Genomic DNA, 13397 nt, shown 5'->3' with positions numbered 1-13397 from the left:
CACCATCACACACGGGGGAACATCCGGCATGAACCACCATCCCGACCAGTCGGTCCGGGCCCTGCGCGGCCCGACCGTGGACCATTCCGCGCCCTACGGAATCCCGGGCCTGATCCGGGGCGCGAGCGAGCGCACACCCGACGCCGTGGCCTGCGCCGGCGCCGGGGAGACCTGGACCTACCGCCGCCTGGAGGAGGTCTCCGACCGCCTCGCCGCCGAACTGCTGCGCCGCGACCTGCCCGAGGACCGGCCCGTGGCGGTGCTGGCGCAGCGCGGACCGCACATGGTGGCCGCGCTGCTCGGCGTGCTCAAGGCCGGACTGCCCTATCTGCCACTGGCCACCGACGAGTCGGCCGAGCGGCTCGCGCTGATCCTGGACACCGCCCGGCCGGACCTGGTGGTGGGCACCACCGGAGCGCTGGCCGGCTGGCGGGGGCCGGCCGGCGTCGCCCTGCTGGACGTGGAGCCGCTGTCCGCCGATCCCGACGCGGCCTTCGTGCCCGGCCCGCTGCGGCCGGTCGCCGCCGACCAGCCCGTCAACATCATCTTCACCTCGGGCTCCACCGGCACGCCCAAGGGCGTCGTCGTGCCCAGCGGCGGGGTCACCAATCGGCTGCTGTGGGGGCAGCGCCACTACGGGCTGACTCCCGAGGACCGCGTCCTGCAGAAGACCCCGTACACCTTCGACGTGTCCGGCTGGGAGATCTACTGGCCGCTCACCGTCGGCGCGCGACTGGTCCTGCTCGCCCCCGGTGAGCACGCGGACCCCGCCGCGATCATGCAGACCGTGACCGAACACCGGGTCACCGTCTGCCACTTCGTGCCGTCCATGCTCGACGAGTTCCTGCGCTGGCCGAACGCCGCCGACTGCACCGGCCTGCGGCACGTGTTCTGCAGCGGGGAGGCGCTCCCGGCCGCGCTGGCGCGGGCCTGCGTCAAGACGCTGCCCGCCCGGCTGCACAATCTCTACGGCCCCACGGAGGCCTCGATCGAGGTCACCTACTGGGACAGCCCCGAGGACCCCGCGCTGATCGACGACGTACCCATCGGGCAGGCCGTCGACAACTGCACGCTGCTGGTGCTGGACCGGCAGGGCAGGTCCGTCCCGGACGGGGAGAGCGGTGAACTGGCCATCGGCGGCGTGCCGCTGGCGCTCGGCTACCTCGGTCGCCCGGACCTGACGGAGCGGGTGTTCGTCCCCGCCCCCGAGGGCAGCGGCCTGGACCGCGTCTACCGGACCGGCGACCTCGTACGGGTCGTGGACGGCCAGATCCGCTACCTGGGCCGGATCGACGAGCAGGTCAAGATCCGGGGCGTGCGCGTGGAGCCCGGGGAGGTCGAGAGCGTCCTGCGCGAGCACCCCGCGGTCGACGAGTGCGCCGTGGTCGTCGCCGGCGACGGGGCGCCCCGCCTGGTCGCCTTCGTCCGGCCGCACGGGGCGGCGGACTGGACCGCCGCCGAGCGGGACGCGGCGCAGGACGGCGGCCCGGCCCCCTGGCAGGAGGAGTGCCGCGCCCATGTCGCGGCCCGGCTGCCCTCCGCGTACGTCCCCACGCATTTCGTGGCCCTGGACGCGATGCCGCTGACCCGCAGCGGCAAGCAGGACCGGGTACTGCTGCGGCAGCGGGCCGCCGGACTCCTCGCGCCCCGCGCCGACGCCCCGGCCGCCGCGGGCGACCCGCTGGCCCGGCTGTGGGCGGAAGTGCTCGGGGTCGACACCGTCGACGAGGACGCCGACTTCCTCGCGCTCGGCGGCCACAGTCTCGCCGCCGTCCGGCTGCGCGGCGAACTCCTGCGCTCCTACGGCGTGCGGATCACCCTCGCGGAGCTGCTGCGCGAGCGGATCACCCTGGCCGCGCTGCGCCGCCGTACGGTCACGGCCACCGCGCCCGGGGCGGGCGACGGCGCCGGCGGCACCCCGGCCCGGCGGCCCGACCCGGCCCGCGCGCCCGTCTCCGGCGGGCAACGCCGACTGTGGCTGATGGAACAGCTCTACCCGCGGCTGAGCGCCTACAACGTGGTCGCCGCCGTACGCGTCCCAGGCGGCCTCGACACGGAGCGGCTGCGCGCGGCCCTGGCACTCGTGATCCAACGGCACGAGTCCCTGCGGACCGCCGTCGTCGGCGACGCGTCGGGCCCCTACCAGGCGGTCGCCGAGCACTTCGAACCGCCGCTGGAGACGCAGGTGGTGGACGGGGCGCTGACCGCGGACCGGTGCCGTGCGCTGGCCGCCGAGGCCGCGGCCGTACCGCTGCCGATCGACCGCGCGCCGCTGCTGCGGGTCGTGCACACGCGGGGTGCGGACGGCGACGGCCTGCTGGTCGCCGTCCTGCACCACGCGATCGCCGACCAGCGCTCGGTGGACGTCTTCCTCGCGGAGCTGGCCGCCGCCTACGACGGGTCCGCGCCCTCCGGCGAGCCGCCGCACTTCGGTGACCTGCTGGTGGAGCGGGCCGCCCGGGAGGACCCCGACGAGCAGCGGGCACACCTCGCGTACTGGGTGGACCGGCTGCGCGACGCCCCGCGCACGCACGGGCTGCCCTTCCAGGCACGCCGTCCGGCCGTCACCACCTTCGAGGGGGGCGCCGTCGAGTCCGCCCTGGGCGGGGCCGACGCCCGGCTCCTCGACGAGGTGGCACGGCGTATCGGGGTCACTCCCGTCGCCGTGGTGCTCGCGGCCTTCACCACCGTGCTCACCTCGTGGAGCGGGCAGGAGGAGATCGTCGTCGGCGTCCCGTGGTCCTCCCGCGACGGAGGCCCCAGTGAGGACGTGATCGGGTTCCTGGTGGACACCCTGCCGGTCCGGGTCGGCGTGGCGGCCGCGGAGAGCTTCTCCGCGCTGGTCCGCCAGGTGTCCGACACGATGATCGACGCCCACGGGCACGCCGGGGCGGACTTCGAGGAGATCGTCCGGGCGCTGGGCCTGCCCCGCAACCTGAGCCGCAACCCGCTGTACCAGATCTGGTTCAACGACCTCACGCACGCCGCTCCCGCCCCCGCGTTCGACGGGGTGCCGGCCGCTGCGGTGGAACCGGGCACCACCGGCTCCCTGTTCGACCTGGGCCTGTACCTGCACCGGGACGGCGAGTCGGGCTACCGGCTCCAACTGGTGCACGCCCGCGACGTCTTCGACGCGGAGACCGCCGGGCACCTGCTCGGCCAGGTCGTCCGGCTCCTGCGGGAGGCGCCCGCCGACCTCGGCCGGGCGCCCACCGGTTGGCTGCTCGGCGGCGACCGGCCGCCCGCGGAGCCGGCCCCGCAGCCGGCCCTGCCGAGCGTGGCCGAGGCCTTCGGGCGGGCCGCCGCGCTGCACACCGACCGGGTGGCGCTCCGCTTCCCCGGCGGCCGGCTGACGTACGGGGAACTGCGCGACCGGGTGGAGGCGCGCGCGGCCGCCCTGGGCGGGGCCGGCTGGTCGGGGCACGCCGTACTGCTGCCGGGCGACCGGTCCCCCGCCACCGTCGTCGAACTCCTGGCGGCCTGGCGGGCCGGGTGCTCGGTCGCGCTGGTGGACGCGGCCCTGCCGGCCCGGCGGCAGCTCGCCGCGCTCTCCGGGTCCGGCGCCGAGGCGGTGCTCACCGGCGACGGCGCCGACTGGCCGGTGCCGGTCCTGACCGGGCCCTCCCTGCCGCGTCCGGCCACGGGGGCCGTACCGCTCGACTGGGGGCACGCCCTGTGCACCTCGGGCACCACCGGGGAGCCGAGCGTGGTGTTCGCGCCGCGCGAGGCCCTGCCCGAGGCCCTGCACTGGTACCGCGAGACGTTCGGGACCGGGCCCGACGACCGCTTCCTGATGCTGTCGGCGCCGGGGCACGACCCGGTGCTGCGCGACATCCTCGTCCCGCTGACCAGCGGCGCCGCCCTGCACCTGCCGGCCGCGGGCACCGAACCCGGGGCTCTCGTCGACCTGCTGCTGGAACACCGGATCACGGCCGTGCACGCCACCCCGGGCCTGGCCCGGCTGCTCGCGTCGGCCGCGGTCGCCTCGGGCAGGCGGCTCGACCGGCTCCGGCACGTGGTGCTCTCCGGGGCGCTGCTCACCGACCCGGTGGCCCGGGAACTGCGGCGGGCCGCCCCCGCCGCGGAGATCCACCACGGCTACGGGTCCACCGAGACCCCGCAGTTGAGCTCCTGGCTGCGCTGGCGCGACCCGGCCCGCGACCCCGAGCGACGGCGGCGCGACCGGGCGGGCGTGCCGCTGGCGGCCCACAGCCCCTGGCGCGAACTGGTGATCGAGGGCGCGGGCGTCGGACAGCTCGGGGAGATCGTGGTCCGCGGCCGGGGGATGGCGCTCGGCACCAGCCCGGTGCAGGACCCCTCCCCCTTCGGGCCCGATCCGTACGGTCGGCCGGGGGTGTCGACGTACCGCACCGGCGACCTCGGCCGGTACACGCCCGACGGGCTGATCGAGTTCGCCGGACGCCGCGACCGCCAGGTCTCGGTCGGCGGGCATCGCCTCGAACCGGCCGAGATCGAGGCCGCATTGCGTGCGCACGCGGCGGTGGCGCAGTGCGTCGCGGTCGTCTCCGGTACGGAGATCACCGCCTTCGTCGCGGCCCCCGGCGCGAGCCCGGTGCTCGCGGAGGAGCTGCGCCACGAGCTGGGCTCCGTACTGCCCGGGTGGGCGGTGCCGGGCCGGATCGTCGTCCTGGACGAGCTCCCGCTCGACCGCAACGGGAAGGTCGACGTCCGCGCGGCCGCGGCCGCCCTGGTCCCGGAGGAACCGGCGGCCGCACCGGTGGCCTCGGCCACCGAGGACGTGATCGTGGACGCCCTGCGGGAACAGCTCGGCACGGGGGCCGGCGCACGGGACGACGGGCTCGGCTCGCCCGACCCGCTGGACACGGGCACGAACTTCTTCGACTCCGGTCTCACCTCGCTGTCGCTGCTGCGGATGCACGCACGGCTGCGGGCGCGGGGCCTGGACGTGGAGGTCGTGGACCTGTTCCGGTTCCCCAACCCCCGGCTGCTCGCCCGGCACCTGAGCGGTGCCGGCTCCGCCGCGCCGGGCACCGCGGCGCCCACGGCGGCCCGGTACACGACACCGGCGGGTGCGGCCGCCGCGTCGAGCGGCACGGCCGCCGCACGGCGGTCGGTCCGCCGACGCCTGAACGACCAGAAGAGGACCCAGCGATGAACCCGTCGGAGATGCACGACATGGACGAACAGACCGCCGAGCCCATCGCGATCGTCGGTATGGCGGGACGGTTCCCCGGGGCGGGGAACCTGGAGGAGTTCTGGCGCGCCCTGTCGGAGGGCGAGGACTGCTTCAGCACCCTCTCCGACGAGGAGTTGCGGGCCGCGGGTGTCGAGGAGCGGCACCTCACGGACCCCCACTACGTGCGGCGGATCCCGCTGCTGGCGGACGCCGACCGGTTCGACGCGGCGTTCTTCGGGATGACCCCGCGCGAGGCCTCCATGCGCGACCCGCAGCAGCGGCTCTTCCTGGAGCTGGCGCACACCGCCCTGGAGGACGCCGGCTACGACGCGTTCGCCGTGCCCGGCACGGTCGGCGTGTACGGCGGGGCCGCGTCCAACCGGTACGCGGAGTTCAACATCCGCGCGAACAAGGAACTCGCGGCCCGCGCGGGCGCCCTGTCCCTGGACATCTACAACAACAACGACTACGTCGCCAGCACCGCCTCGTACCGGCTGGGCCTGACCGGGCCCGCCCTGTCCGTGGCCACCGCCTGCTCCACCTCGCTGGTGGCCGTGCACCTCGCCTGCGAGGCGCTGCGTTCGGGCGAGTGCGACGTCGCGCTCGCGGGCGGCACGGAGATCGAGCTGCCGTACGCGCACGGCTACCGCTGGGCGCCGGGCAGCATCTACGCGCAGGACGGCGTGTGCCGTCCGTTCGACGCCAGGGCCACCGGCACGGTCTTCGGCAACGGCGGCGGTGTCATCGTCCTCAAGCTGCTGTCCGACGCCCTGGCGGACGGGGACCCGGTGCGCGCCGTGATCCGCGGTTCGGCCGTCACCAACGACGGCTCGGACCGGGTCAGTTTCAGCGCGCCGGGCGTGGACGGGCAGATGCGGGCCGTGGTGGAGGCGATGACCGTCGCCGGACTCGGGCCCGGGGACGTCGACTACGTCGAGGCGCACGGCACCGGCACGGACATCGGCGACTCCATCGAGATCGAGGCCCTCACCTCGGCGTACCGGTTCCTGGCCGACGGCGGCGGGCTCGGCCCCGCCGCCGTGGCGCTCGGTTCGGTGAAGTCGAACATCGGCCACCTCGGTCCGGCTGCCGGGGTCGCGGGCCTCATCAAGACCGTCCTGTGCCTGGAACACGGCGAGCTGGTGCCCACGGTGCACTTCACCGAGCCCAACCCGAAACTGAACCTGGACGCGACGCCCTTCCGCGTGGTCAACCGGCGTGACGTGTGGCCGGTCCCGGGCGAGCGGCCCAGGACCGCGGCCGTGAGTTCGTTCGGCGTGGGCGGCACCAACGCGCACGTGCTGCTGGAGCAGGGGCCCGCGGCCCGGCCCGGCACCCCGGCCGACGGCCCCGAGCTGCTGGTCTGGTCGGCGCGTACCGGGGCCGCCGAGGCGGAGGTCCGTACGCGGCTCGCCCGCCACCTCACCTGGCGGGGCGAGGACGGGTTCGTGGACACCGTCACCACCCTGCGCAGCGGCCGGACCGCCCACCGGGAGCGCCGTGCGGCCGTCGCCGGCTCGGCCCGCGAGGCGGTGACCCTGCTCTCGGACGCGGAGGGCCGCGGCGTGATCCGCCCGGCGGACGGGGCGGCGGCCCGCCCGGTCGCGCTGCTCTTCCCGGGCCAGGGCTCCCAACGCCCTGAGATGGCTGCCGGGCTGATGGGGTACGACACGGTGTTCACCGAGACGATGCGCCACTGCCTCGACACGGTGGCCGGGCTCGGCCTCGACCTCGAACCCGCCTGGCGCGGACCGCACGCCGGCGAACTGCTCGGTCGCACCGAGTACGCGCAGCCGCTGCTGGCCTCGGTCGGCATCTCGCTGGCCGCGATGTGGCGGGCCTGGGGCGTGTCCCCCGTGGCGCTGCTCGGCCACAGCGTCGGCGAGCTGGTGGCCGCCGTGGTCGCCGGGGTGACCGGGCCGGAGGACGGCCTGCGGCTGGTCACCGCGCGGGCGCAGGCCATGCAGGCCATGCCCGCCGGTTCGATGCTCGCGGTGTCCCTGGGCGAGCAGGAGGCGCGGGAGCTGCTCGCGGACGGTGTGCTGCTCACGGACGGTGTCGTGCTCGCCGCCGTCAACGGTCCCCGCCAGAGCGTGCTCGCGGGGCCCACGGAGGCGATCGCCGCGCTGGAGGAGCGGCTGCTCGGGGCCGGGGTGCAGGCCAAGCGCCTCGCCACCTCGCACGCCTTCCACAGCCCGGCCATGGCCCCGGCCGCCGACCGGTTCCTGGAGGCCTTCGACGGGGTGACCCTGTCCGCGCCGAGGATCCCGGTGGTCTCGGCCGCCACGGGGCTGGCGTTGACCGACGAGCAGGCCGTGGACCCGGCGTTCTGGGCCGGGCAGCTCACCACCCCGGTCCTCTTCGGGCCCGCTCTGGCCCGGCTCCTGGACGGACAGCGCCTCACCACGCTGGAGGCCGGCCCCGGCCGCGCCCTGTCCGTGCTGGCGCGCCGGCACGGTACGGACTCCCTGGCCGTACCCGGCCTCGGCCCGGCGGGGAGCGACCGGGAGGCCGTCCTCGCGGCGGCGGGAGCCCTGTGGACCGAGGGCCACGACCTGCGCTGGGAGGCCGTCGGCCCGGCCCGTCCGGCGCACCGCATCTCCCTGCCGGCCTATCCGTACCAGCGGGAGCGGCACTGGATCAGCCCGCCCGCACCGGAGGCGCAGCAGCCGCAGACGGCCGCGCCCGGGCCCGAGCAGCCCGGGCAGCCCGAGCGGTCCGGCGCGCGGGAACAGGCGCCCGCAGTCGCGCAGTCCGCGCCCGCACCGCAGTCCGCGCCCGAGGCCGTGCCCGCGACCGGCGCCGCCCCCGCGCTCTCCCCCCTGTCGGTGATGCGCTGGGAGGAGCTCCCGACCGGGACGCGCCCGCCCCGCCACCGCAGCAGCGTCGCCCTGGCCCTGCTGCCGCAGGACCCCGACGCCGCCCGCCAGGTGACGGCCGTACTGGGCCGCGCCGGTCACCGGGTGGTGCCCGCCCGCCCGGACACCCTGCGGTCGGTGCTGGACGGCCTGCTGTCCCGGGGCGAGGAGCCCGCCGTCTACGTCCACGCCCTCGCGGCGCAGCCGTGGCCCGAGGCCACCCCCGACACCGTCGAGGAGCAGGCCGCCGCGGGCGTGGAGAGCGCGTACGCCCTCGTCAAGGCCGTGGTCCGGCAGTCCCGGCTGCGGCAGCCGGCCCGCTTCCTGCTGCTCGCCGCGCAGGCCGCGGACGTGTCCGGCGGCGAGCGCGTCAACCCGGCCAAGGCCGCACTCGCCGGTCTGGCCAGGACCGTCCCGCTCGAAGTGCCCGGCGCACAGTGCATGCTGCTCGACGTGTCGCCGGGCACCGACGAGGACCTGATCACCCAGCAGGTGCAGGAGCCGCAGTGGCCCGCCGTGGTCGCCCTGCGCGGCGACCGCCGCTGGGTTCCCGTGGAGGTGCCGATCCCCCACGAGCCGGCCACCGAGCCCCCGGTCCGCCCGGGCGGCACGTACCTGATCACCGGCGGGTTCGGCGGCCTCGGCCTGGCCGTCGCCCGCGGACTGGCCGAGACCGGACTCGCCCCCACCCTGGTGCTGGTCGGCCGTTCCGGGCTCACGGACGCGGCCGCCGAGGAGGTCGCCGGTCTCGAACAGCTCGGTGCGACCGTGCTGGCCGAGCGCGGGGACGTCACCGACGAGGAGTCCGTACGCGCCCTGGTCGAGCGGGTGGAGAGCACGGCGGGGCAGATCCACGGCGTCCTGCACGCGGCCGGTCTGCCCGGCGAGGGGATGATCGCCTTCCGTACGCCCGAACAGGTCAGGGCGGTGCTGTGGCCCAAGCTGCTCGGCACGCTCGTGCTGGAGCGGGTGTTCGCGGACCGCCCCCGGCTGGACTTCTTCACGTCGTTCTCCAGCCGGGCGTCGATCTCCGGGCTGGTCGGCAGCGCCGACTACGCGGCGGCCAACGCGTTCCTCGACGCCCATGCCGCCGTCTCCCGGCAGCGCTGCGTGAGCGTGAACTGGCCGAGCTGGGCGAGCGTCGGCATGGCCGCCAGGTCCACCGTCGATCCGGGCAGCGGTGAGCCGCTCTCCGCGTGGACCGCGGAGCAGCGCCGGGCCCCGGAAGGGCTGGTGCACGAGGAGGAGTTGTCGGAGAAGGACTGGGAGCTCGACGAGCACCGGTTCGCCGGGCGTGCGGTCCTGCCGGGCACCGGCCACCTCGACCTGGTGGTCCGCGCGGCCCGGGAGCTGTGCCCGCAGCTCGCGGGCGTGCCGGTGAGCCTGGGCGAAGTGGTCTTCCGCCGGCCCCTGTTCGTCGACGGTACGCAGCGGGTGCGGGTCGTTCTCGAACCCCGCGGCGGGGACACCTGGGCCTTCTCGGTCCGTACCGGGTCCACCGTGCACTGCGACGGCCGGATCGGCGCCGCGGCCGGGCCGGCCGCGCCCGAGGTGGACCTGGCGGCCGTGGCCGCGCGCATGACGGAGAGCGTCGACGCGTCCGGCGCCGGCGACCTCGCCGAACTCGGGCCGCACTGGCTGAACGTCACCGCACTGCGGCGCGGAGCGGACGAGCAGCTGGGCTCGCTGGCTCTCGACGAGCGCTTCCGCGCCGAAGCGGCCACCCGTCCGCTGCACCCGGCGCTGCTCGACAGTGCCACGGCGCTCACCCGGCGCCGGGAGGACGCCCACCACCTGCCGCTGCTGTACGGCACGGTCACGGTCTACCGCGACCTGCCCGGCGAGTTCACCAGCCATGTGCGGCACGTGCGCGGCGGCGGGGACAGCGGGGTGCTGGTCTCGGACATCGACCTGGTCGGCCCGGACGGGGTGGTGGCGGTCGCCGTGCGCGGCTTCACGATGCGCAGGGTGGAGGGCAATCCCTTCGGGGCCGGCTCCGCCGAGGAACAGCCCGCGACGGAGCCCGCGGAACCGGTGGATGCCGCGGATGCGGCGGATGCGGCGGCCGGACTGCCTGCCTCGGACGGCATCCCGCCCGGTGAGGGCGTGGCCCTGCTGTTCGACGTGCTGAGCGGGCGCCCGGCGCGTCAGGTCACGGTGCGTCCGTACCGCGACGGGGCGCCGCTGGCCCCGGAGACGGTACGGGCGCCGCTGTCGGCGGCACCCGCGACGGCCCCTGCGACGCCGACGGCCACGGCCCCGGCCACGGCCCCGCCGGCACCCGAACCCGCCGCCGTACCGGCCGTTCCCGTACCGGCCGCCCCGGGCGGCGGCAGTGACCGGGACCTGGCCGGGATGCTGGAGGAGACCTGGCGGGCCGCCCTCGGCATGGGCTCCATCGACCACGGCGCGGACTTCTTCGACCTCGGCGGGGATTCCCTGAGCGCGGTCGGGCTGATCGCGGAGGTCCGGGACCGGCTGGGCGTCGAGCTGAGCATCGGCATGATCTTCGAGTTCCCGACCATCTCGGCCCTGGCCGCCGAGCTGGCCCGGCAGGCAGGGGGAGCCCGATGAGCACGCCCGTACGCGGCGCCGGGGAACCGCGCTGGTCCGTCCGCGGTGAGCTGCGCGCGGACCCGCGGCTGCGGCTGTACTGCTTCCACCACGCGGGCGGGTCCGCGTCCGAGTTCACGCAGTGGCACCGCTACCTGCCCGAGGACGTCGACGTGTGCGCCGTCCAGCTCCCGGGCCGCGGGGCGCGGATCAAGGAGCCCCCGCACACCCGTATGGGCCCCCTCGTGGCGGAACTGGCCGGGCAGATCGCCACGGACGTGCCCATGGTGTTCTTCGGGCACAGCTTCGGCGCGCTGGTCGCCCACGAGCTGGCCCGGGCCCTGGTGGAGGCGGGTGGTCCCGCACCGCGGCACCTCTTTCTGTCCGCCCGCCCGGCGCCGGGCCTGGTCACCCACCGGGGCAGCATCCACGACCTGCCCGAGGAGGAGTTCCTGGACGTCATGGACCGTCGCCACGGCGGGGTCCCGGGCGAGCTGCGCGAACACCCCGAACTGCGCGGGATGGTCCTGCCGTACTTCCGGGCCGACTACGAGGTCATCGAGACGTACGAGCCGGCCGCGGCCGCCCCCGTACCGGTGGCGGCGACGGTGCTCGGCGGCACCGACGACGGGATCCCCCTGGAACAGCTGGAGGCGTGGCGGGAGCACCTGTCCGGCCCGTTCGGGCTGCGGATGTTCCCCGGCGACCACTTCTACCTCCGGCCGCACCGCTCGGCCGTGCTGGACCTGGTGCGCGCGGTGGCCGGATGAGTACGGACGTGCGCGCCGGGCTCGCGGGACGGCGGCTCGGCGCACCGTACGAGCTGTTGCTGTTCGCCTTCGTGGTGTCCGGGCTCGGCAACTGGATCTACCGCCTGGCGCTGCCGCTGATGGTGTTCGAGCTGACCGGGTCGGCACTGAACACCGCGGTGGTGTACGCCCTGGAGTACGCCCCGCTGCTGTTGCTCTCGTTGCCGGGCGGCGTGATCGCCGACCGGTTCGAGCGCCGGCGGATCCTGGTGGTCGGCGACCTGGCGGCGACGGTGCTCGCGGGGGTCCTCGCGCTCATCGTGACGTCGGGTTCCTCGTCGGTGCTGCTGGTCTACCTGGCGGCGTTCCTGCTCGCCTGCGTGGAGCCGCTGTACTACCCGGCGTTCCAGGGGATGGTGCCGGACCTGGTCCGCGACAAGGACCTGGAGCGCGCCAACGCCTGGATGCAGATGGGCGACAACGTGATGAGCCTCGCCGGTCCCGCCGTGGCCGGCGTGCTGATCGCGGCCGTCGGGTACGAGGGCGCGATCTGGGCCGACGCGGGCACGTTCGCCGTGTCGGCCCTGGCCATGGTCGCCATCAGGGCCCGGTCGAAACCGCCCGCCGGGACGGAGCGGGACGGGGCGGCGGCCGGGCCGGTACGCCGCGACCTGCTGGGGGAGGTGAAGGACTCCCTGGTCCACATCACTCGGGAGAACCGGCCGCTGCTCAGCGGGGCGGTCCTGTTCGCCCTCGCCAATCTGGGCACCTGGCTGGTGCAGGCGAACCTCGTCTACTACCTGAGCGACTACCAGGCGATGTCGCCCGCCCTGATCGGCGTGGTCTTCGCCGCACAGGGCGCGGGGGCGGTGCTGGGGGCCGCCGTGTGCCCCTGGCTGGGCCGTCGCTTCGCACCCGGCCGGGTCGTCATCGCGGGCACGGTGCTCGCGGGCGCCGGCATCGTGCTGCTGATCCCGCTGCGGGATGTCGTCAGCATCTCGGTGCTGTGGGCGCTGATCTACGGCATCGGCACCGTGAACATGGTGAGCTGGTTCGTCCTGCGCCAGCGCACGGTGCCCGCGCGGATGCTGGGCCGGGTGGTGGCGACCACCCGGATGATCGCCTTCATGTCGATCCCGGTCGCGTCGGTGCTGGGGGGCGTGCTGGAGCAGCACTGGCACAACATGTACCTGATCATCGCGATCGCGGGCGGTCTGCGCCTGCTCGTCGGCCTGGGCGCGCTGTTGTCGCCGCTCAACTCCGCTGCCGGATGGCGTAATCCAGCCGATTCCTGACGGAGGGGTCGGCCGGTACGACGGTCGCCGCGAGGAGCAGTTCCGGGGTGGCCGTCCAGCGTCCTTCGTAGCGGAGGGGCACGGGCGGCTCCCCGGCCCCTCCCCCTCCGGCGATCACGGAGCTCCCACCCGCACCACCGGTCCCGCCCGCCCCATCCGTCCCTGCCGCCGCGCCGAGATCGCCGACATCGACGAGCTCGGCGCGGAAGGTCCCGGCCGCCCGGTCGAAGGAGACCGACGCGTCCGCGAACCCCAGCCGGCGCCGCGTCATCGGGAACCACGCCTTGTACACGGACTCCTTCACGCAGAACAACAGCCGGTCCCAGCGCACCTGCGGGCACTCGGCGGTCAGGACGGCCAGCCGCTCGCGCTCCTCGGCTCGGGCGATGGCCCCCAGCACCCGCCCGGGCAGGGGTTCGTGCGGCTCGGCGTCGATCCCCACGGCCCGTACCCGCGTGCGGGACGCCACCGCCGCCGCCCGGTACCCGGCGCAGTGCGTCATGCTGCCGACCACCCCCTGAGGCCACACCGGCGCCCCGCGCTCTCCGGGCAGCACCGCCACGGGTGGCACGCCGAGGTCCGCGAGGGCGCGCCGGGCGCAGTGCCGGACGGTGGTGAACTCCCTGCGCCGACCCTCGTGGCGCGCCGCCCCCAGCGCTTCCAATTCCTCGGGAAGAAGGGTGGATTCGGGTACGTCGGCAAAGCTCTCGGCATAGGCCACAGCGGTCGGAAGGATCAGTTCGAGCACCTCAGGACCCTAACGACCGGAACCGTTCTTCCGCCA

Annotated in this window: 5 protein-coding genes; 4 read left to right on the top strand and 1 reads right to left on the bottom strand. The window is 75.4% G+C overall.

The genetic code is table 11. The features are described 5' to 3' along the window. Positions 1 to 28: 28 nt before the first annotated feature. From B6R96_RS30150 to B6R96_RS30135, 4 genes are read left to right on the top strand one after another with little or no spacing between them, the layout of a single operon-like run. Entirely contained in the window at positions 29 to 5137 is a 5109-nt protein-coding gene (locus B6R96_RS30150) for a non-ribosomal peptide synthetase (protein ID WP_159396380.1), read from the top strand. Further along, on the top strand, positions 5134 to 10590 hold the full coding sequence (locus B6R96_RS30145) for a type I polyketide synthase (protein ID WP_081524164.1): 5457 nt from the start codon (positions 5134 to 5136) through the stop codon (positions 10588 to 10590). The genes B6R96_RS30150 and B6R96_RS30145 overlap by 4 nt, the downstream gene beginning before the upstream one ends. Further along, the gene (locus B6R96_RS30140; RefSeq protein WP_081524163.1) at positions 10587 to 11339 is read left to right on the top strand and encodes a thioesterase II family protein; all 753 of its coding nucleotides are present in this window, start codon (positions 10587 to 10589) and stop codon (positions 11337 to 11339) included. Before B6R96_RS30145 ends, B6R96_RS30140 begins: the two co-directional genes overlap by 4 nt. After that, a complete protein-coding gene (locus B6R96_RS30135) occupies positions 11336 to 12613 on the top strand; it encodes an MFS transporter (protein ID WP_081524162.1) in 1278 nt (425 codons plus the stop codon). The genes B6R96_RS30140 and B6R96_RS30135 overlap by 4 nt, the downstream gene beginning before the upstream one ends. On the opposite strand, the gene B6R96_RS30130 is transcribed toward B6R96_RS30135, so the two are convergent. Next, positions 12573 to 13361 carry a 4'-phosphopantetheinyl transferase family protein gene (locus B6R96_RS30130; RefSeq protein ID WP_081524161.1) on the bottom strand — a complete coding sequence of 263 codons (789 nt, stop codon included), beginning with the start codon at positions 13359 to 13361 and terminating at the stop codon, positions 12573 to 12575. The two genes, B6R96_RS30135 and B6R96_RS30130, sit on opposite strands and share 41 nt — an antisense overlap. Positions 13362 to 13397: the final 36 nt, after the last annotated feature.

The organism is Streptomyces sp. Sge12 (assembly GCF_002080455.1).
Classification (GTDB): Bacteria; Actinomycetota; Actinomycetes; order Streptomycetales; family Streptomycetaceae; genus Streptomyces.
This window is presented reverse-complemented; position numbering and strand designations above follow the sequence as displayed.

Excerpts from the sequence above, each read along its gene's own strand:
- B6R96_RS30135 (WP_081524162.1), top strand. The coding sequence starts at position 11,336 with ATGAGTACGGACGTGCGCGCCGGGCTCGCGGGACGGCGGCTCGGCGCA.
- B6R96_RS30140 (WP_081524163.1), top strand. The coding sequence starts at position 10,587 with ATGAGCACGCCCGTACGCGGCGCCGGGGAACCGCGCTGGTCCGTCCGC.
- B6R96_RS30150 (WP_159396380.1), top strand. The coding sequence starts at position 29 with ATGAACCACCATCCCGACCAGTCGGTCCGGGCCCTGCGCGGCCCGACC.
- B6R96_RS30145 (WP_081524164.1), top strand. The coding sequence starts at position 5,134 with ATGAACCCGTCGGAGATGCACGACATGGACGAACAGACCGCCGAGCCC.